At 61.3% G+C, this 20302-nt stretch carries 16 protein-coding genes; 14 read left to right on the forward strand and 2 right to left on the reverse strand.

The features are described 5' to 3' along the window. The 11 genes from RLO07_RS09445 to hisC all read left to right on the forward strand — a co-directional run bounded on the left by RLO07_RS09445 (nt 1) and on the right by hisC (nt 14462). On the forward strand, nt 1-1863 hold the full coding sequence (locus RLO07_RS09445) for a 2-oxoacid:acceptor oxidoreductase subunit alpha (protein WP_462291881.1): 1863 nt from the start codon (nt 1-3) through the stop codon (nt 1861-1863). Further along, nucleotides 1860-2912, forward strand: a complete 1053-nt coding sequence (locus RLO07_RS09450) for a 2-oxoacid:ferredoxin oxidoreductase subunit beta (protein WP_462291882.1) — start codon at nt 1860-1862, stop codon at nt 2910-2912. The genes RLO07_RS09445 and RLO07_RS09450 overlap by 4 nt, the downstream gene beginning before the upstream one ends. Before the next feature lie 310 nt (nt 2913-3222). Further along, nucleotides 3223-3933, forward strand: coding sequence for a phosphate regulon transcriptional regulator PhoB (gene phoB, locus RLO07_RS09455; protein ID WP_462291883.1), 711 nt, complete (start codon nt 3223-3225; stop codon nt 3931-3933). Next, complete coding sequence (gene phoR / locus RLO07_RS09460; RefSeq protein ID WP_462291884.1) at nt 3930-5204, forward strand: phosphate regulon sensor histidine kinase PhoR; 1275 nt, start codon at nt 3930-3932, stop codon at nt 5202-5204. The genes phoB and phoR overlap by 4 nt, the downstream gene beginning before the upstream one ends. 106 nt (nt 5205-5310) lie before the next feature. After that, nucleotides 5311-6282: a PstS family phosphate ABC transporter substrate-binding protein gene (locus tag RLO07_RS09465; RefSeq protein ID WP_462291885.1), complete on the forward strand. Its 972-nt coding sequence runs from the start codon at nt 5311-5313 to the stop codon at nt 6280-6282. Between the two features lie 78 nt (nt 6283-6360). Next, nucleotides 6361-8604, forward strand: coding sequence for an ABC transporter permease subunit (locus RLO07_RS09470; protein WP_462291886.1), 2244 nt, complete (start codon nt 6361-6363; stop codon nt 8602-8604). Continuing rightward, nucleotides 8604-10316, forward strand: coding sequence for a phosphate ABC transporter permease PstA (gene pstA / locus RLO07_RS09475; protein WP_462291887.1), 1713 nt, complete (start codon nt 8604-8606; stop codon nt 10314-10316). The genes RLO07_RS09470 and pstA overlap by 1 nt, the downstream gene beginning before the upstream one ends. A 103-nt stretch (nt 10317-10419) precedes the next feature. Then, a complete protein-coding gene (gene pstB, locus RLO07_RS09480; RefSeq protein WP_462291929.1) occupies nt 10420-11157 on the forward strand; it encodes a phosphate ABC transporter ATP-binding protein PstB in 738 nt (245 codons plus the stop codon). A gap of 10 nt (nt 11158-11167) precedes the next feature. Then, on the forward strand, nt 11168-11893 hold the full coding sequence (gene phoU, locus RLO07_RS09485; protein WP_462291888.1) for a phosphate signaling complex protein PhoU: 726 nt from the start codon (nt 11168-11170) through the stop codon (nt 11891-11893). 104 nt (nt 11894-11997) lie between these two features. Beyond that, on the forward strand, nt 11998-13272 hold the full coding sequence (locus tag RLO07_RS09490; RefSeq protein ID WP_462291889.1) for a putative porin: 1275 nt from the start codon (nt 11998-12000) through the stop codon (nt 13270-13272). 128 nt (nt 13273-13400) lie between these two features. After that, nucleotides 13401-14462 carry a histidinol-phosphate transaminase gene (hisC, locus tag RLO07_RS09495; RefSeq protein ID WP_462291890.1) on the forward strand — a complete coding sequence of 354 codons (1062 nt, stop codon included), beginning with the start codon at nt 13401-13403 and terminating at the stop codon, nt 14460-14462. A gap of 440 nt (nt 14463-14902) precedes the next feature. Here hisC and RLO07_RS09500 read toward each other — a convergent pair whose 3' ends face one another. After that, nucleotides 14903-16024, reverse strand: coding sequence for a beta-ketoacyl-ACP synthase III (locus RLO07_RS09500; RefSeq protein WP_462291891.1), 1122 nt, complete (start codon nt 16022-16024; stop codon nt 14903-14905). Nucleotides 16025-16159: 135 nt separating this feature from the next. Beyond that, the gene (gltA, locus tag RLO07_RS09505; protein WP_462291892.1) at nt 16160-17452 is read right to left on the reverse strand and encodes a citrate synthase; all 1293 of its coding nucleotides are present in this window, start codon (nt 17450-17452) and stop codon (nt 16160-16162) included. Between the two features lie 323 nt (nt 17453-17775). Here gltA and sdhC point away from each other — a divergent pair, with 323 nt between their 5' ends. From sdhC to sdhA, 3 genes are read left to right on the forward strand one after another with little or no spacing between them, the layout of a single operon-like run. Then, the gene (sdhC, locus tag RLO07_RS09510; protein ID WP_462291893.1) at nt 17776-18150 is read left to right on the forward strand and encodes a succinate dehydrogenase, cytochrome b556 subunit; all 375 of its coding nucleotides are present in this window, start codon (nt 17776-17778) and stop codon (nt 18148-18150) included. Next, nucleotides 18144-18506, forward strand: a complete 363-nt coding sequence (sdhD, locus tag RLO07_RS09515) for a succinate dehydrogenase, hydrophobic membrane anchor protein (RefSeq protein ID WP_462291894.1) — start codon at nt 18144-18146, stop codon at nt 18504-18506. Before sdhC ends, sdhD begins: the two co-directional genes overlap by 7 nt. A gap of 3 nt (nt 18507-18509) precedes the next feature. Continuing rightward, on the forward strand, nt 18510-20282 hold the full coding sequence (sdhA, locus tag RLO07_RS09520; protein ID WP_462291895.1) for a succinate dehydrogenase flavoprotein subunit: 1773 nt from the start codon (nt 18510-18512) through the stop codon (nt 20280-20282). The last annotated feature ends 20 nt before the right edge of the window (nt 20283-20302 follow it).

Genomic DNA, 20302 nt, shown 5'->3' on the forward strand with positions numbered 1-20302 from the left:
ATGCAAGCGCTGCAAGCCGTCAACGAGTTCGTCATCAAGTTTGCCAACGTCAACGGCACCGGTAGCGCCAGTGCCAACAACCTGTTCGCCAAGGCCGTGTTCCGCATGGGCCTGCCGGTGTGTCCAAAGAACATTTTTCCCTCCAATATCCAGGGTCTGCCCACCTGGTACGAGGTGCGGGTCAGCGAGCGCGGCTACCTGGGTCGCCGGGGCGGGGTGGATATCATGCTGTCGGTGAATCCCCAGAGCATGCCCCAGGATATCCAGGAAGTTGAGCCGGGCGGCTATTTCATCTATGACAACACCAAGCCCCTGGACCTGCGCCTGATCCGCAGCGACGTGACCATCATGGGCATTCCCCTGACCCGGATCTGCAACGAGCAGTACCAGGATCCGCGCCAGCGCCAGCTGTTCCGCAACGTGATTTACGTCGGCGCCCTCGCGGCCCTGCTGGACATGGATTTTGCGGTCCTGACCGGTCTGGTGGAGGACCAGTTCAAGGGCAAGGACAAGCTCATCCTGCCCAATATCCAGGCGCTGGAACTGGGCTACCAGTACGCAACGGAGAACTTTGACTGCCCGATCGGCATTCGCCTGCGCAAGTCCGACAAGGTCGGTGACAATATCCTCCTCGATGGCAATACCGCGCTCGGCCTCGGTGCCATTTATGGTGGCGCCACGGTTGCCGCCTGGTATCCGATTACCCCCTCCACCTCGGTGGTAGACGCGTTTGAAAAGTATGCCAGGCGGATGCGCATCGACCCGGGCACCGGCCGCAGGAACTATGCGATCCTGCAGGCCGAAGACGAACTCGCCGCCATCGGCATGGTGGTGGGCGCAAGCTGGAACGGCGCCCGCGCCTTTACCGCCACCAGTGGCCCCGGCCTGTCGTTGATGAGCGAGTTCCTGGGCCTGGCCTATTTCGCCGAGATCCCGACGGTGCTGTTCGACGTCCAGCGGGCAGGTCCGTCCACCGGCATGCCGACCCGGACCCAGCAGTCGGACATTCTCTCCGCAGCCTATGCATCGCACGGTGATACCAAGCAGGTGCTGCTGTTTCCCTCCACCCCGAGGGAGTGTTTTGATTTTGGCGCCCTGTCCTTCGACCTCGCGGAGCGACTGCAGACCCCCATCATCCTGATGACCGACCTGGATCTGGGCATGAACGACAATATGTCGCCGCCCCTGTCCTGGGACGACAACCGCCGCTACGATCGCGGCAAGGTGCTGAGCGCCGAACAGCTGGACGAAATGGAGCGGTTCGGTCGCTATCTGGATGTCGATGGTGACGCCATTTGTTACCGTACTATTCCCGGGACCCACCCCACCAAGGGCGCCTTCTTTACCCGCGGTACCTCCCGCGACGAGTACGCGGTCTATACCGAAAAGGGCGAAGAGTACGAGAAGAACATGCACCGGCTGATGGCCAAGTGGGAAACCATAAAGCAGTGGGTGCCCGGCCCGATCGAAACGCCCTGCGAGCAGGACACCGACACCGCGATCCTGTTCTTCGGCACCAGCGAGGAGTCCGCGATGGAGGCCCGCGACTACCTGGCCGAGGACGGCATACCGCTGGCTGCCTTGCGGGTGCGCTCGTTCCCCTTCAATAGCGAAGTGGAGGAATTCATCGCCCGGCACGAGCGCGTCTTTGTCATCGAGCAGAACCGCGATGCGCAGTTGCGCACCCTGTTGATGGCGGAGTTCGAACTCGGCCCGGACAAGCTGAAATCCGTACTCTGTTTCGACGGTACCCCCATCAGTGCCCGCAACATCCGCAAGCAGATCCTGCTGCAGATGCCGGGCTATAACGTGACTCCCTTGCGTCGCGAGCGCGTTGTCGCTGGCGTGGAGACCAGATCATGAGCTACCAGCTGCCCAAGTTCAGGCACCCCGATCTGCCGGTGAATGCCCTCGGCTACACCAAGGCCGATTACGAGGGGGCGATTTCCACCCTCTGCGCCGGCTGCGGACACGACTCGATTTCCGGCGCGATAGTCCGTGCCTGCCATGAACTGGCGCTGGAGCCGCACAGGATTGCGAAGCTCTCCGGCATTGGTTGCTCCTCCAAGGCGCCGACCTATTTCCTCGGCAAGTCCCACGGCTTCAACTCGGTGCACGGGCGCATGCCCTCGGTGGTCAGTGGCGCCAGCATGGCCAACCGCGAGCTGCTCTACCTCGGCGTGTCCGGCGATGGCGACACCGCCTCCATTGGCATGGGGCAGTTCGCGCACGCGGTCCGCCGCAACCTGAACATGGTCTATATTGTCATGAACAATGGCTGCTACGGGTTGACCAAGGGTCAGGACTCCGCCACGGCCGATGAAGGTTCGGCCAGCAAGAAGGGCGACCCCAACCCCTTCTCGGCCATTGATCTGCCGGGTCTGGCGCTGCAATTGGGTGCCACCTTCGTCGCCCGCAGCTTCTCCGGGGACAAGGGCCAGCTGGTGCCCCTGATCAAGGCGGCGATTGCCCACCGCGGCTTCGCCCTGATCGACGTGGTTTCCCCCTGCGTGACCTTCAACAACAACCCGGGTTCCACCAAGAGCTACGATTTCGTGCGCGAGCACTCCGAGGCTACGGGTACGGTGGATTTCGTGCCCATGCGCGAGGAGATCACTGCCAGCTATGCCGCGGGTCGCACCCAGGAAGTCACCCTGCACGACGGCTCCGTCCTGCATCTGGAGAAGCTGGCTGAGGACCTGGATCCGTTTGACCGGATCTCGGCCATGGTGGCACTGGAGCGCCACCGGGCGGAGGGTCAGATCCTGACCGGGCTGATCTACATCGACAAGGACTCGCGGGACCTGCACGACGTGCTGGAAACTTCGCGCAGACCACTGAACAGCCTCACGGAGGAGGACCTCTGTCCCGGCAACAAGGTGCTGGCAAACATCAACGCCAGCCTGCGCTAGCCCTGGGGAGGGCCAGCACACCCTGGTGTAGGAGCCGACTCTGTCGGCGATAACATCGCCCGCAGACAAGGTGAATGGCCGCGCAGCGGCCAGAGAGGGTGGCCTGGGCCGCAAGGTGAATGGCCGCGCAGCGGCCAGAGAGGGTGGCCTGGGCCGCAAGGTGAATGGCCGCATAGCGGCCAGAGAGGGTGGCCTGGGCCAGCGGGCTCCTACAGTAAAAACCGCGTGCAAAAGCGCCGTTGTCACTTTATTGTCACAATTTCCTCATCTAATAGGCGCGTGTGGAATGCCAATGAGGGAAATGTGACCGATGAATGAACGCAAGGTGCTGATCGTCGATGATGAATTCGCCATACGCGACATGTTGCGGATGGCGCTTGAGATTGCGGAATTCCGCTGCATTGAGGCCGAGAACATCCAGGATGCCTTTACCCTGATCGTCGATGAGCGCCCCGATATCGTGTTGCTGGACTGGATGCTGCCAGGTGGTAGCGGTCTTGAACTATTGCGCCGTCTCAAGCGGACCGACACCACCCGGGACCTGCCGGTGATCATGCTCACCGCCAAGACGGCGGAGGACAATGTCATTCAGGGCCTGGATGTGGGCGCCGATGACTACATCACCAAGCCCTTCGCCCCCCGGGAACTGATCGCCCGCATCAAGGCCCTGCTGCGCCGCGCCAGTGGCGGCGACGAGATGGACCGGATCCAGGTGGGCGAGCTGGTACTCGACGGCGAGAGTAAGCGCGTATTCCTTGTCGACCAACCCGTGGATATGGGACCCACGGAGTTCAATCTGCTGCACTTTTTCATGTCGCATCCAGAGCGCGCCTATTCCCGCAATCAGCTTCTGGACCAGGTCTGGGGCGCCAATGTGTATGTCGAAGAGCGCACTGTGGATGTGCATATTCGGCGTCTGCGCAAGGCACTGCAGACCGCAGCCGCCGACTACAGCGACCTGATCCAGACCGTGCGGGGTACCGGTTACCGGTTTTCTGCCCGCGGGGTTCCTGCGCGGTGAACGCTGCCGGCGCCTGGCTGGTGGAGCTGCGTCGGCTGGTCTTGCTGTCCGTTGTCGCCCTGGGAGTCGGCGGGCTGTTGGGCCTCCCCTGGCTGGTGTTGGCGCTGGTACTGCTGGCACTGCTGGCGCGCTGGCTGTACCAGCTGCAACGCCTGCTGAGCTGGCTGGCCGATACCTCGGTTGAGCCGCCAGAGGCTCCCGCAATCTGGGGTGTCATCTACGACCGCCTGTACCAGCTGCAGCGTGCGGGCCAGGAACGGCAGGCGCAGCTGCAATCGCGGCTCGACTATCTGCAGGGTTCCCTGTCTTCCATGCATGACGGTGCGATCATGGTCAACGGTACCGGTGCCATTGAGTGGAGCAACACAGCGGCAGAGCGGTTGCTTGGGCTGCGCTATCCCGCCGACCGCGGGCAGGCCCTGCTCAATCTGGTGCGCCTGCCCGAGTTTCATCGTTATTTCCTCGCCGCGGCCTTTGACAATCCGCTGCAGGTGGCGCTCAAGGGCGAGCACGTGCAGTACCTGCAGTTTGCCGTCACTGCATTTGGCGGCGGCGACCGACTGGTGTTCGTCAGGGATGTCACCAAGGAGGCCAAGCTGGAGCAGATGCGTCGCGATTTTGTCGGCAACGTCTCGCATGAACTGCGCACGCCGTTGACGGTCATCAAGGGTTACCTGGAAACCATTCTCGCCAACGCCGGCCAGCTCGAGCCCCGCTTCCGCAGGCCCCTGGAGCAAATGCAGCAGCAGGCGGCGCGGATGGAAACGCTGCTCAAGGACCTGCTGTGGCTCTCCCGAATCGAAAGCGTGCGCACCCAGCCCCGGCGCGAGCAGGTCAATATTGGCGCCTTGCTGGAGGAACTGAAGGACGAGTTGCAGACTTCCCATCCCGGCCGCCAACTTGCTCTGCAGCTGGAGACCGCCGACAAGGTGGCGGGAGATTACCGGGAACTGCACAGCGCAGTGTCCAATCTGGTGTTGAATGCCTTCAAATACAGCCAAGATGACACTATTGTGACAGTGCGTTGGCGGCGGGAGGGGCAGCACTTGTTGCTTTCGGTGCAGGATCGGGGTATGGGTATTGATGCGGTCCACCTGCCGCGCCTGACCGAGCGTTTTTACCGGGTGGATGACAGCCGCTCTTCAGCCACTGGTGGTACCGGTCTTGGTCTGGCCATAGTCAAGCATGTGGCAGCGGCGCACCGGGCGGAGCTGCATATAGAGAGTACCCTCGGGGTGGGGAGCGTATTTACCCTGGTTTTTCCGGGGTAGCGGTTTTGGGAGGCAGTTTTCGTTCTCCTACACAAACTTGTCATAATATTGTCACATACGGCGTTTACTGTGTGCGACGTAACGTTTCAACAAACGGGAGCCCCACATGTCGATCAAGAATCTGTTCCAGACCGCCGTTGCGGTCGCAGGTATCGGTCTTGCGAGCGCAACATTTGCGGAACTCGACGCCGACCTGCGTGAGTATGAAATTGCCAGCGGTGTGTCGGGCAATTTGTCCAGCATTGGCTCCGATACGCTCGCTAACCTGATGACCCTCTGGGCGGAAGACTTCAAGCGCGCGTATCCCAATGTCAATATCCAGATTCAGGCCGCCGGTTCATCCACGGCGCCGACGGCGCTGACCGAGGGTACCGCGAATTTCGGTCCCATGAGTCGCGACATGCGCGACCAGGAAATCGAGGCTTTCGAGGCTCGTCATGGCTACAAGCCAACGGCGGTGCCAGTGGCCATTGATGCCCTCGCGGTTTACGTGCACAAGGATAACCCCATTACCGGCATGACGATCGCAGAGGTGGATGCCGTGTTCTCATCCACCCGCAAGTGTGGTGCTGCTGCGGATATCAGCAAGTGGGGCCAACTGGGCCTGGACGGCGCCTGGGAAGATCGTGACATGCAACTGTTCGGTCGCAACTCGGTTTCCGGCACCTACGGTTATTTCAAGAGTGTCGGCTTGTGCAAGGGTGACTTCAAGAACAGTGTCAATGAGCAGCCCGGATCCGCCTCGGTAGTGCAATCGGTGTCAACATCCGTCAACGGTATCGGCTACTCGGGTATCGGCTACCGGACATCCAGCGTCCGCACCGTACCGATCAGCAGAAGCGCAGAGGAGGCGCCGGTTGAGGCCAATGGGGAGAACTCCATCAATGGCAGCTATCCTCTGGCGCGCTTCCTGTATGTTTATATCAACAAGAATCCGAACCAGCCGCTGTCACCGCTGGAGCGCGAATTCATCAAGATGGTATTTTCACGCCAGGGTCAGGAAGTGGTGTTGAAAGACGGCTACATCCCGCTTCCAGCGGCGGTCGTGGAACGCTATCGCAAGCAACTCGATCTGTAAGCATTACTGCCCCTGCCGGGTAGCCGCACCCTGGGTGGCTGCCCGGTTTATGTACCCCTACACGCGAGAGTCGCACCCTTGGCCAAATTAAGCGAGCACGTTTCGCCCTTTTCTCCCCGGTGGCGTCACTTCAAGGACCGCATGGCGACCATCGCCGTGACGACCGGCGGTGCCGGGGTGCTGATTGCCATCCTGCTGATTTTCTTCTACCTGCTCTACGAAATTCTGCCCCTGTTCAGCAATGCGAGCATGGAACCGCGCGCCTCAGTTGACTCTCCCTTCGCGGAGGCGCCGCTGCACCTGGCGGTTGAGGAGCAGACAGAGCTGGGCTTTGGCGTCTTTGCCGACGGCAGTGGACGCTTTTTTGGCCTTGACAGCGGCGAGCTGGTATTGCGGGAAGAGCTTGCCCCGGAGTTCGGCGCTGTTACCGCGGTGGCGCCAGAGGGAGCCGAAGGCCGGCTGTTCGCGCTGGCCCACGCGTCCGGTAATTTCTCCATGCACAGCCACGAGTATCGGCTGACCTATCCGGGCGGCGAACGCGTTGTTACCCCCAGGCTGGAGCGTCACTACCCGGATCTTGAGTTGAATTTTGGTCCTGTGCGGGTGGTAGAGCTGGCCGTGGGCGAAACGGATGAAGGGCTGGTGGTTGCGGCCCTGAACCAGGCGGGAGAACTGCGGGTGCACCGGGTCAACCGCGACGAGAACTTTATCACAGGTGCAGTGTCCCTGACCCGGGAGGAGCTGAAGGTCCCCGCCATGGGCGGTACCACCGCCGCCATCCATATTGACGAGGATTTGCGCTGGCTGTTTCGGCTGGACAGCGCAGGTGGTTTCACCGTGCTCAACCTGCGACAGCGTGACAGCAACGGCTACTTGCAGCTGGCCAGTCAGGGCCAGCTGTTCACTGGTGGTGGGCACCTCTCCACCAGCGCCATGCTGCTGGGGGGTATTTCCCTGCTGGCGGCTTCCGACCGCGGAGAGCTGGCGCAATTCTTCATGGTGCGCGACGGGGAGGGCGGGAATTACCTGCAGCGTATTCGCGAGTTTGATACCGATGGCATCGTCGTCAGTGAACTGGTGACGGAACAGCGCCGCAAGGGCTTCCTGGCCCTCGGGCGCAAGGGTGAGCTGCAGATCTACCATACTACCGCCCACCGGCGTCTGCTGAGCCAGGACGCTCTGCCCCTGGGCGAGGGCGCGGCGGCGATTTCGCCACGGGCAGACGCACTGGTGTACGTGGACAGCAATGGTGGCCTGCGCAGTTGGCGGATCCACAACGAACACCCGGATATTTCCTGGTCTGCGCTCTGGGACAAGGTCTGGTACGAGAGCTATGATGAGCCTGAGCATGTCTGGCAATCGTCCTCTGCCGATACTGATTTCGAACCCAAGTACAGTTTTGCCCCGCTGGCATTTGGTACGCTAAAGGCCGCGTTTTACACCATGATGATCGCTGCTCCCCTGGCAATCTGTGGCGCAATTTATACGGCTTACTTCATGGCCGCCCCGCTGCGCCGCAAGATCAAGCCGCTGATCGAGTTGATGGAGGCGTTGCCCACGGTGATCCTGGGCTTCCTCGCGGGCCTCTGGCTGGCGCCGCTTATCGAGGACAAGTTGACTGCGGTGGTGACTCTCATGCTGGCCCTGCCGCTGGGCGTGCTGCTGTTTGCCTTCCTCTGGTCCCGGCTACCGATCGCCATCCGTTCCTGGGTGCCGGAGGGCTGGCATGCGGCAGTGTTGATCCCCGTGGTAATCCTTATCGGCTACCTGAGTTTTGCCGCCAACGACACTTTCGAGCTGTTGTTGTTCGACGGTGATATGCGCCGCTGGATCACCACGGAGCTGGGAATATCCTTTGACCAGCGCAATGCGCTGGTAGTGGGCATCGCGATGGGCATGGCGGTGATCCCCACCATTTTCTCCATCGCCGAGGATGCCATATTTTCTGTGCCCAAGCACTTGAGTTACGGCAGTCTCGCCCTGGGCGCCACGCCCTGGCAGACCCTGGTTGGCGTTGTTATCCCGACGGCCAGCCCGGGTATTTTCTCCGGCCTGATGATCGGCCTGGGGCGGGCGGTGGGTGAAACCATGATCGTGCTGATGGCCACCGGCAATACGCCAATCATGGACGTCAACATTTTCGAGGGCATGCGCACGCTGTCGGCCAACATTGCGGTAGAGGTGCCGGAGGCGGAAGTGAACAGCACCCATTACCGGGTCCTGTTCCTCGCGGCCTTTGTACTGTTCATGTTCACCTTTGCGGTCAATACCATCGCCGAACTGGTACGGCAGCGGCTGCGGGTCAAATACGGGTCCCTGTGATGAAGATGATCAATGAACAGGATTTGCACAGCGATCGCTCTCCGGGGGTAAAGTCCTGGCTGCGCAGCGGTGAGCCGTTGATCTGGCTCAACGGCGCTGCCGTGAGTATCAGCGTGATTGCGGTCGTGGGGTTGCTTCTATTGCTCGCCGTGCGTGGCCTCAGCCACTTCTGGCCGGCCGATGTGCTGGCAGTAACGGTGAGCTACCAAGACCAGTCGCGGGAGTTGTTGGGCGAGGTTGTGGAGGAGGTCGAAGTAGTCGGCACCCAGTTGGAGGGTGCAGGCATTGAGCTGCAGGGGCCGGGTCCGTTCTACCAGCGCACTCTACTCAAGCAGGGCAACCGCGACTTCCTCGGCACCGATTTCACCTGGTTGCTCAACGAGCAGTTTGGTGAGCGTCGCTGGCCCGAGGATGTTGTGGTGGTAGAGCGCCTGGAATGGGGTAATTTCTACGGCTATCTGCGCGGTGTCAGCCGCTTCAATGGGCCAGAGGTAACGGTGGCCGCCGATGGGCCGGAAGCTACCTGGCAGGCGCTACAGGATCTTGTCACCGAGACCGACGCGGTACGAGAGCAGATTCGCCAGATCGAGCGGGTGGATATCGGCGCGATCAACTACGAGTTGGAGCGCCTGCGCCTGCGCGAGCGCAGACTGGAGATGGACGGGGCGCTGGATGCGGCGGCCGCGGCGGACCTCGCCAGCGAGCGGGCCGAGCAGGAAGCCCGCTTTCGTGTGCTGCAGGAAGAGCTGTATGTGCTCTATGACAGCATCAAGGACCACAGCTACAGTGCCGAGCTCGCCGATGGCCGGGTGGTGACCCTGCCCATTGCCAAGGTGGTGCGCGCCTATCAGCCCAATGCCATGGGTCTTGTGGCCAAGGTGGGGATGTACTTTGAGCGACTCTGGGAATTTCTCACCACCGAGCCCCGCGAAGCCAATACCGAAGGCGGTATCTATCCCGCCATGTTTGGTACGGTGCTGATGGTGATCCTGATGTCCATCATTGTTACTCCCTTTGGTGTGGTCGCAGCAGTCTACCTGCGTGAGTACGCCAGCCAGGGCTTCGTCACCCGCACTATCCGCATCGCGGTCAACAATCTGGCCGGGGTGCCGTCCATCGTCTACGGTGTGTTTGGCCTCGGATTCTTCATTTACTTCGTCGGTGGTGAACTTGACGAGCTGTTCTTCCCGGCGGCGCTGCCACGGCCAACCTTCGGCACGCCGGGCCTGATGTGGGCCTCGTTGACTCTGGCTTTGCTCACTCTGCCGGTGGTGATTGTGGCGACGGAGGAGGGCCTGTCGCGAATTCCCAAGGCCCTGCGCGAAGGCTCGCTGGCGCTGGGAGCCACCCGCGCGGAGACCCTCTGGCGGGTGGTACTGCCCATGGCCAGCCCGGCAATGATGACGGGCCTGATTCTGGCAGTAGCGCGGGCTGCGGGGGAAGTGGCTCCGTTGATGCTGGTGGGGGTGGTGAAACTGGCCCCGACCCTGCCGCTGGACGGCAATTACCCTTATCTGCATCTGGACCAGAAGTTCATGCACCTGGGGTTCCACATCTATGATGTAGGCTTCCAGAGTCCCAACGTGGAGGCAGCGCGGCCCCTGGTCTATGCTACGGCATTTCTGCTGGTACTGATTATCGCGCTGCTGAACCTCGCCGCCGTGAGCCTGCGCAACCGCCTGCGGGAACGCTACAAGTCGCTGGAACACTAGACAGGAACCCATTATGCAAACCCATGCTCTCGACATGCAGGCGCTGAAGCGCGATCAGGCCCATCCTTCGGGCCAGGCCGGCCCCGCAGAAACCAGCCTGAGAATGGAAAACCTCAACCTGTTCTACAACAGTGTACAGGCCCTGTTCGATATCAATCTGGAAATCCCTCGCCAGCGGGTGACGGCCTTTATCGGCCCCAGCGGCTGTGGCAAATCCAGTCTGCTGCGCTGCATCAACCGCATGAACGACCTGGTGGATGGCTGCCGCGTCGATGGCAGGCTGCTGCTGGAAAACGAGGATGTCTACGATCGTCGGGTAGATGTCGCAGCCCTGCGCCGGCGTATCGGCATGGTATTCCAGAAGCCCAATCCCTTTCCCAAGAGCATTTATGAGAACGTCGCCTACGGTCTGAGGATTCAAGGTATTAACAAGAAGCGCATCCTGGATGAAGTGGTGGAAAAGTCCCTGCGCGCTGCAGCCCTGTGGGAAGAGGTCAAGGATCGGCTGCACGAGAGTGCCCTGGGCATGTCGGGGGGACAGCAGCAGCGTCTGGTGATCGCCCGCACCATTGCCGTGGAACCCGAGGTGCTGCTGCTTGATGAGCCAGCTTCGGCCCTCGACCCGATCTCCACGCTGAAGATCGAGGAGTTGATCTACGAGCTCAAATCCCGCTACACCATTGTGATCGTGACCCACAACATGCAGCAGGCAGCCCGGGTGTCGGACATGACAGCCTTCATGTATATGGGCAAGTTGATTGAATACGACGACACCGATACGCTGTTCACCAACCCGGAACAGAAGCAGACCGAGGATTACATCACCGGCCGTTACGGCTGAGGACATTGTCATGCTGAATCAGGATAGCTACAAGCAACACATCTCAGCCCAGTTCAATGCCGAACTGGATGCCGTCAAGAACCACCTGCTGGAAATGGGCGGTCTGGTCGAGCAGCAGATCGGTCGGGCGGTGGAGTCCCTCCTCAACCGCGACAGCGGGCTGGCAGCAGAAGTCGTCGCCGGCGATGAGGAAGTCAACGATATGGAAATCAGTATCGACGAGGAGTGCTTCCGCATCCTTGCACGGCGGCAGCCGGCGGCCAGCGACCTGCGCCTGGTGCTGGCGATTTCCAAGGTCACAACCGATCTCGAGCGGATTGGTGACGAAGCCAGCAAGATTGCCCGGCAGGCGGTAAAGGCTTCCGAGGAACCGGCATCGAGCGGTGGCGGCTTTGTCGAGATACGGCATATCAGCAATCATGTCGCCGAGATGCTGCGGCATGCGCTGGATGCGTTTGCGCGCCTGGATGTCGATATGGCGGTGGACACGGTGATTGCCGATCGCTCCGTGGATGCCGAGTATGCCACGGCGATGCGCAGTCTGGTGACCTTCATGATGGAGGATCCACGCACTATTGGTCCCGTGCTGGGGCAGATGTGGGCGCTGCGCAGTCTGGAACGCGTGGGTGACCACGCCTGCAATATCGCCGAAAACGTGGTCTATCTGGTCCGGGGACTGGATGTACGCCACGTGGAGCCCGATGAGCTGATGAATCAGGTTGAGGATCGACACTAGGTTATCGTGTATTCACCTGTCATAATGTTGTCATAAAAAAGAAGTAATAATGACACATAAATGTCACGCGCAAGCGCGCTGACAGTGACGGGTGAGGACTATCCATGAGTAAAACAGGAGTGGCGACGGCAGCATGGGCGGCCGTTCTGGCCAGCGCTGTGGCCGCGGGCGACGCCCGGGCCGCCGTCAGCGAAGCCGAATTTGAACAGATGAAGGCGCAGATGTCAGCGCTGATGCAGCGTGTGAGCGCGCTGGAGCAGGAAAACGCCGAGCTGCGTGAAAGCACCGCCAGCGCAGTCTCCGAGCTCAGGCTTGAGCGCGCGCCGGTCGCGACGCCCTCCCGTCCCGCGGACCACTGGTCCGACAGGATTCGCCTCAGTGGCGACTTCCGCTACCGCTATGAGGAGATCGACGTGGCAGCCCGGGATGTACGCAGTCGGCATCGTCTGCGCGCGCGCGCGGGCTTTGTCGCGCAACTGCCCAACGCGGTAGAGGTGGGCTTGCGGATCGCAGCGGGGAATGAGTCGCCGTCCTCCGGCAATACCACCCTGGGCAGCGGTGGCAGCAGCAAGGATCTGTTCCTGGATCGGGCCTATGCCACCTGGACGCCCTTCGACGGCGCCTACCTGAGCGGCGGCAAGATGAAGAACAATTTCTACCGGCCCCAGGGCTCCGGCCTGCTCTGGGACTCGGACTACACGCCGGAAGGCATAGCCCTGGGCTGGTCGGGCAGCGGCCTGTTCCTCAACGCCGCCGCCATTGCCCTGGAGAGCGACAGCAACCGCGCCAACCGCACTTTCTACTACGGCGTGCAGTCCGGGTTTACCCTTGGTCTGGGGGAAGATCTGGGGCTGACAGCCGGTGCCGGGTATCTGGATATTCCGGTGCAGGGTGAAACCGTCTTCTTTGGCGACCGCGATGATTTCTCCGGCAACAGCTTCAGCTGCGACGGCGATGGTCGCTGCACCTACAATACCGATTTCGAGGAGTTGGAGCTGTTCTCCGAACTGACCTGGCGCGGCCTGCCGCGGCCGCTGGCAGTGTACGCGCACTATGTGCAGAACCTGGACGCGGATGATCATGACACCGGCTGGATCGCCGGAACACGGCTGGGCAAGGCCGATGGCGCCGGCAGCTGGGACCTTGGCTATCAATACGAGCGGGTGGAGGCCGACGCCGTCTTGGGTCTGCTGCGCGATTCCAACGTCGCCGGTGGCGGCGCCGACATTCGCGGCCACAAGCTGTTTGGTACCTATGCCATCGACAAGCAGTGGCATCTGGGCGTGACGGTCTTCGTTGACAACGAGTCGGGTGAAAATGCCTTCGGTACCGGCCGTGACTATGACCGCGTCGTTCTGGATACACTGTTCAAGTACTGACGCGGTACTCCAGAGCGCCAGCTTCGCCTTGCCGGCCCCAGGGCGGCCAGCCGCATGGCAGCTTGCAAAGCGGTAGTGCTCAAGTAGAATACCGCGCTTCCCGCACTGTGCCGACCACAGGATTGTGCATGAGCCGCTTCTGGAGTGAACTTACCCGGCGCCTGACGCCCTACGTGCCCGGCGAACAGCCGCGGCACCGGCGCCTGGTCAAGTTGAATACCAATGAAGCTCCCTACCCGCCATCACCGCAGGTGCTGGTGGCCATTCAAGGCATCGATGGCGAGGCCCTGCGCCGCTACCCCGATCCGGAATCCAGCGCCTTGCGCGAGGCCATGGCCCAGTACCATGGACTGGATCCGCAGCAGGTGTTTCTGGGCAACGGTTCCGACGAGGTTCTCGCCCATGTCTTCCAGGGGCTGCTGCAGCAGGAGCAGCCACTGCTGTTCCCCGACATAAGTTACAGTTTTTACCCTGTCTGGTGTGAGCTCTACGGCATTGCGTTCGAGCAGATTGCCCTGCGCGACAATTTCACCATTGACGTGGCTGGCTACGCCCGTCCCAATGGCGGCATTATCCTGCCCAATCCGAATGCCCCTACCGGCATCGTGCTCGAGCTGGCGGATATCCAGCGCCTGCTGCAGGACAACCCGGACCGTGTGGTGGTCATTGACGAGGCCTACATCGACTTCGGCGGCGACTCCGCAGTCACACTGATCAACGACTACGCCAACCTGCTGGTCGTGCAGACCCTCTCCAAGTCACGCGCACTCGCCGGCCTGCGCGTCGGCATGGCCTTTGGCCAGGCGCCGCTGATCGATGGTCTGCAGCGGATCAAGAACTCCTTCAACTCCTACCCCCTGGACGCCATCGCCCAGCGCGCGGTCATTGCCTCCCTGGCCGACGAGGACTGGTTTCAGGACTGCCGCCGCAAGGTTATCGCCACCCGCGCTCGCCTGACCGAGGGGCTGGCAGCACTCGGGTTCTCAGTGCTGCCCTCGGCCGCAAACTTTGTCTTTGCCACTCCGGGACCCGGACGGGACGCGAAGGCCATCTTTCTGGCGCTGCGGGAGCAGGGCATCGTTGTACGCTACTTCGACAAGCCGCGGATTGCCGACTATCTGCGCATTACCGTGGGCACTGATGAGCAGTGCGATGCGCTGCTGGAAGCGCTGCCAGCCCTGCTGGCCTGAGGATTCCTTGGCACACAATAGCCGGACCCAGGGAGTGTGACGAATTTCATTGCCGTGCGAATGGTGCACTGAACACGGGCGGCGTGTGGCTGGAGGCTTGCCGAGACTCGCCGTGAATACATCCATGTAGGCTCGTATCGTCTGGGCGGCCCCGCGCCTCCATGCGCTCAACGGTCCCGGCAAGCCTCCAGCCACAAGCCTCCCTCATGTAGTCACGTAATTCGTAGTGCGAAAAAACGGAGTCACCGAAGTGAGAGGGCGACGTGGAGCCGGGTGACGGTTGCAGGACCGTTGACGGCAAGGATGCCGTCACCGAGCCTACATGGACGTATTTACGGCGTGTCCTGCAACCGTCACCCGGATACGCGTTGCCCGGGTTCCGTGCGGATCCCGGCAGCGGCGAACCAGAAGCACTGGCGCAATCCCTTGGAGTGAGGTTGTCAAACCCGCTGCAGAATCACGCTGCCGATACTGTAACCCGCACCAAAGGAACACAGCACCCCCAGATCACCGCTGGCGAAGTCCCCTCGATGCTTGTGGAAGGCGATCACCGAGCCCGCGGAACTGGTGTTGGCGTACTCGTCCAGAATCGTGGGCGCTTCTTCGGCAGTGGCATCCCGCCCGAGAACCTTGCGTGAAATAAGGTGGTTCATGCTCAGGTTGGCCTGGTGCAGCCACAGGCGTTTGAGGGCGCCGGGCTCGATATCCAGGCGCTGCAGCTGGTCGCTGATCTGTTTTGCCACTGCGGGGCAGACTTCCTTGAAGACCTTCCGCCCCTCCTGCACAAACAGCTTGTCTGGCTGGCCGATGCCTTCCTCGGCGGCGCGGTTGAGGAAGCCGAAGTTGTTGCGGATATTATTGGAAAACAGGGTCTGCAGCCTGGTATCAACGATGCGGTAGCGCTCGGCTGCGGAGGCGCTGTCATCGCGTTCGACGATGATCGCGGTGCAGACGTCGCCGAAGATAAAGTGGGAGTCGCGGTCGCGAAAGTTGAGGTGGCCGCTGCAGATTTCCGGGTTGAGGATGAGTACACAGCGGGCGCTGCCGGAAAGGATACTGTCGCGGGCCTGCTGAATGCCAAAGGTGGCAGAAGAGCAGGCCACGTTCATGTCGAAGCCGAACCCCTGGATACCCAGGGCGGCCTGCACTTCCACCGCAATCGCAGGATAGGGCCGCTGCAGGTTGGAGCAGGCGACGATGACCGCGTCGATATCCGCCGCGGTCTTGCCGGCCTGGGCCATCGCCTCGCGGGCGGCGGCCACGGAGATTTCACACTGGATTGAGGGGCTGCTGTCCGGACGCTCGGGGATTCGCGGCACCATGCGGTTTGGATCGAGTATACCCGCCTTGTCGATTACGTAGCGCGATTTGATCCCCGAGGCCTTTTCGATGAATTCTGCGGAGGAGGGCTGCATCGGTGCCAGGGCGCCGGCGGCTATGGCATCAGCATTGTCAGCGTTGAACTGCTCTACCCAGGTGTTGAAAGAGATGACCAGCTCTTCATTGCTGATGGACTGGGGCGGTGTATACAGCCCTGTGCCGCTGATAATGACGTCACTCATGACCTGCCTGATTCCTGTTGTTCTGCCCGTTGGGGCCCAGTGTAACGAAAAAAGGCCGCGCGAGGGCGGCCTTGTTGCCGGGGGCGGGGGCACCGCCGTGGCGCCTGTCCGCGACGTGCAGCCAGCAGCGCGGGTTCAGCTGCGCTTGTCCAGCGGCAGGAAGTCGCGCTGGGTGTGGCCGGTGTAGAGCTGGCGCGGCCTGCCGATGCGGTAGCTGCCGCTGATCATCTCGTGCCAGTGGGCGATCCAGCCAACCGTGCGGCCAACCGCGAAGATCACGGTGAACATGCTGGTGGGGATGCCGATGGCCTTGAGAATGATGCCGCTGTAGAAGTCCACGTTGGGGTAGAGCTTTCTTTCGATGAAGTAGGGGTCTTCCAGGGCAATCTGCTCGAGACGCTTGGCGATGGCCAGCAGTGGCTCGTTCTCGACGCCCAGTTCCGCAAGCACCTCGTCCGCGGCCTCTTTCATCACCTTGGCACGGGGGTCGAAATTCTTGTATACCCGGTGGCCGAAGCCCATCAGGCGGAAGGGATCGTCCTTGTCCTTGGCCCTGGCCACGAACTCGTCGATACGGGAGACGTCACCGATCTCCTCCAGCATTTCCAGTACCGCCTCGTTGGCGCCGCCGTGGGAGGGTCCCCAGAGAGCGGCAATGCCCGCGGCAATACAGGCGAAGGGGTTGGCGCCGGAGGAACCTGCCAGGCGTACCGTCGAGGTGGAGGCATTCTGCTCGTGGTCCGCATGGAGCAGGAAGATGCGGTCCATTGCCCTGGCCAGTACCGGGCTGATGTTGCTGGGCTCACAGGGATTGCCAAACATCATGTGCAGGAAGTTTTCCGAATAGCTCATGCTGTTGTCGGGGTACATGAACGGCTGGCCGATGGAAAACTTGTAGCTCATGGCTGCCAGCGTGGGCATTTTTGCAATCAGGCGGAAAGCTGCGACTTCGCGGTGGTTCTCGTCGGAGATATCCAGTGAGTCGTGATAAAACGCCGACAGTGCGCCTACTACACCGCACATCACCGCCATGGGGTGAGCGTCGCGGCGAAAACCGTTGAAGAAGGTGCGGATTTGTTCGTGCACCATGGTGTGACGCTTGACGGTGCTCACGAACTTTTGCTTTTGCCTGGCGTTGGGCAGTTCGCCGTAGAGCAGCAGGTAGCAGGTCTCAAGGTAGTCGCTGTGCTCGGCGAGCTGGTCAATCGGGTAGCCGCGGTGCAGCAGTATACCCTCTGCGCCGTCGATATAGGTTATCTGTGATTCGCAGGCAGCCGTGGAGACGAAACCGGGGTCATAGGTGAACATGCCCCTTGCGGTAAGGCCACCAACATCAATGACATCCGGGCCGAGGGTGCCGGAGTAGATCGGGAGCTCGATGGTTTCATCCAGCCCGTCTACCTTCAGGGTTGCCTTTCTTTCACTCATAGGGGGTCCTGCGATGTTGTTTCTCGGGGTGCCCAACTATAGAGTCTCGACAGCTTTTGTCAATTGATCTGGCCGTATTTGCCGCCAATTCGGGGTCTTCTGGGGTCATTGTCCCGGATCGTGCAGTCTGGAGATAGGCGATGTTCGCTGCAGTTTTTCGGCCCTCGCCTCGCCTGTGGGCAGGTTTGTAATTGATCCCGCATCCTCCTATAATTCCGCGCGCTTTCTCCGCGTTCCGAAGCGGGTGGCAACAGTGCCAGGCCTGACCTGCGGCCGGCTTCATTAATCGCCCTTGTGGCGTCTGCAACGGTGGTACCTGAACTGTGAAAGACAAGCGTCCTGTTAACCTGGACATCGGCAGCATGCGGCTCCCCATTACCGCGTGGGCATCCATTACCCATCGCGCTTCCGGTGTTTTTCTTTTCGTCGCCATGGCCTTCCTGGTCTGGGCCCTGGATATGAGCCTGCGCAGTCCGGAAAGTTTTTCCGCCCTGCAATCGGCCCTCGCCAGCCCGCTCGCCAAGTTGATCCTGTGGGTGATCGCGGCTGCGCTGATCTACCACGCCCTCGCGGGGGTCAGGCACTTGATCATGGATTTCGGTATCGGTGAGAGCCTGGAAGGGGGCGTCCTCGGTGCTCGCCTGGTGATCGCGCTTTCAATTCTCCTGACGCTGCTGGTGGGGGTGATGATATGGTAACTGCAGTCACAAGCTTCGGCCGCTCAGGGACCTCGGACTGGCTGGTACAGCGAGTCAGTGGGGTCATTTTGCTGGCTTACTTTGTCTTTCTCATCTGGGTTGTACTCACCGGCGTAGATTACGCGAGCTGGAAAGCACTCTTTGACCACACCTGGGTCAAGGTTTTCAGTCTCATGGCGCTCCTGTCTCTGGCAGCGCACGCCTGGATTGGCATGTGGGCGGTGGTCACGGACTACCTGACAGAGCGGATGATGGGCACCACCGGCAATGTATTGCGCATTTCTGCCCAGCTGGTGATTGCACTGGTACTTTTTGTTTATGTGGTCTGGGGCGTACAGATCCTCTGGGGATATTGAGACATGACAGCATTGCGAACCATTTCTTTTGACGGCGTCATCGTAGGTGGTGGTGGCGCGGGCATGCGCGCTGCCCTGCAGCTGGCCCAATCGGGTTACAAGACTGCGGTTATTTCCAAGGTCTTCCCGACCCGGTCCCACACGGTCTCCGCCCAGGGCGGCATTACCTGTGCCATTGCCAGCGCCGACCCGAACGACGACTGGCGCTGGCACATGTACGATACCGTCAAGGGGTCCGACTATATCGGCGACCAGGATGCCATCGAATACATGTGCAGCGTGGGTCCGGAAGCGGTGTTCGAGCTGGAACACATGGGCCTGCCCTTCTCGCGCACCGAGGAAGGCCGCATCTACCAGCGCCCCTTTGGCGGCCAGTCCAAGGGTCCTGACAATCCGACCCAGGCTGCCCGCACCTGTGCCGCGGCCGACCGCACCGGTCATGCCCTGCTGCACACCCTCTACCAGGGCAACCTGAAGAACAACACTGTGTTCTTCAACGAGTGGTATGCCACTGACCTGGTCAAGAACCAGGATGGTGCCGTGGTGGGTGTTATCGCCATCTGCATGGAGACCGGTGAAACGGTCTATGTGAAATCCAAGGCAACCGTGTTTGCCACCGGCGGTGCCGGGCGCATCTATGCCTCCACCACCAATGCCCACATCAACACCGGCGACGGCATCGGCATGGCCCTGCGGGCCGGCTTCCCGGTGCAGGACATCGAGATGTGGCAGTTTCACCCCACCGGTATCTACGGCGCCGGCACTCTGGTGACCGAGGGCTGCCGCGGCGAGGGTGGCTACCTGATCAACAAGGACGGCGAGCGCTTCATGGAGCGCTATGCGCCCAATGCCAAGGATCTTGCCGGTCGCGACGTGGTGGCGCGCTCCATGGTTCTGGAGATCCTCGAGGGGCGCGGTTGCGGCCCCGAGGGCGACCACGTGTTGCTCAAGCTCGATCACCTGGGCGAGGAGGTGCTGGAATCGCGCCTGCCGGGCATCTGCGAGCTGTCGCGCACCTTTGCCCACGTCGACCCGGTGAAGGAGCCAATTCCGGTGGTTCCGACCTGTCACTACATGATGGGCGGCATTCCCACCAACGTCCATGGCCAGGCCCTGACCGTGGATGCGCAGGGGAATGACCAGATCATTCCCGGCCTGTATGCCTGTGGTGAGGTCGCCTGTGTCTCCGTGCACGGCGCCAACCGTCTGGGTGGCAACTCGCTGCTGGACCTGGTGGTATTTGGTCGCGCTTCCGGGCTGTTTATCGAGAAGGCACTGAGCGAGGGTATCGACATGCGCGATGCCAGCGCTTCGGATATCGAGCAGGGCATGTCCCGGCTCAACAAGCTCAATGAGGCCACCGGCAGCGACAAGATTCCGGACCTGCGCAAGGAGTTGCAAAACGTCATGCAGAATTACTTCGGCGTGTTCCGCAAGGGCGAGTTCATGCAGGAAGGCATTCGCAAGCTGGCGGAGCTGCGCGGCCGCATTGAAACGGCGGCCCTGCCCGACAAAAGCAACACCTTCAATACCGCTCGCATCGAGGCGCTGGAATTGCACAACCTGCTGGAAGTGGCCGAGGCCACGGCCATCACCGCCGAAGCCCGCAATGAAAGCCGCGGCGCCCACGCCCGTGACGATTTCCAGGAGCGGGATGATGAAAACTGGCTGTGCCATTCCATGTACTACCCGGACGAGAAGCGGGTCGGCAAGCGCGGCGTCAATTTCAAGCCGCTGACCGTGCCGACTTTCGAGCCCAAGGCCCGTACGTATTAATCGCTGCGTAGCTACCCAGA

This window comes from Haliea sp. (genome assembly GCF_040221975.1).
In the GTDB taxonomy this organism is placed as follows: Bacteria; Pseudomonadota; Gammaproteobacteria; order Pseudomonadales; family Halieaceae; genus Haliea.

Coding starts and splice junctions, on each gene's coding strand:
- phoU (WP_462291888.1), top strand. CDS start 11,168: ATGCTGAATCAGGATAGCTACAAGCAACACATCTCAGCCCAGTTCAAT.
- RLO07_RS09490 (WP_462291889.1), top strand. CDS start 11,998: ATGAGTAAAACAGGAGTGGCGACGGCAGCATGGGCGGCCGTTCTGGCC.
- sdhD (WP_462291894.1), top strand. CDS start 18,144: ATGGTAACTGCAGTCACAAGCTTCGGCCGCTCAGGGACCTCGGACTGG.
- pstB (WP_462291929.1), top strand. CDS start 10,420: ATGGAAAACCTCAACCTGTTCTACAACAGTGTACAGGCCCTGTTCGAT.
- pstA (WP_462291887.1), top strand. CDS start 8,604: ATGAAGATGATCAATGAACAGGATTTGCACAGCGATCGCTCTCCGGGG.
- RLO07_RS09500 (WP_462291891.1), bottom strand. CDS start 16,024: ATGAGTGACGTCATTATCAGCGGCACAGGGCTGTATACACCGCCCCAG.
- RLO07_RS09450 (WP_462291882.1), top strand. CDS start 1,860: ATGAGCTACCAGCTGCCCAAGTTCAGGCACCCCGATCTGCCGGTGAAT.
- gltA (WP_462291892.1), bottom strand. CDS start 17,452: ATGAGTGAAAGAAAGGCAACCCTGAAGGTAGACGGGCTGGATGAAACC.
- hisC (WP_462291890.1), top strand. CDS start 13,401: ATGAGCCGCTTCTGGAGTGAACTTACCCGGCGCCTGACGCCCTACGTG.
- sdhA (WP_462291895.1), top strand. CDS start 18,510: ATGACAGCATTGCGAACCATTTCTTTTGACGGCGTCATCGTAGGTGGT.
- phoB (WP_462291883.1), top strand. CDS start 3,223: ATGAATGAACGCAAGGTGCTGATCGTCGATGATGAATTCGCCATACGC.
- RLO07_RS09465 (WP_462291885.1), top strand. CDS start 5,311: ATGTCGATCAAGAATCTGTTCCAGACCGCCGTTGCGGTCGCAGGTATC.
- RLO07_RS09445 (WP_462291881.1), top strand. CDS start 1: ATGCAAGCGCTGCAAGCCGTCAACGAGTTCGTCATCAAGTTTGCCAAC.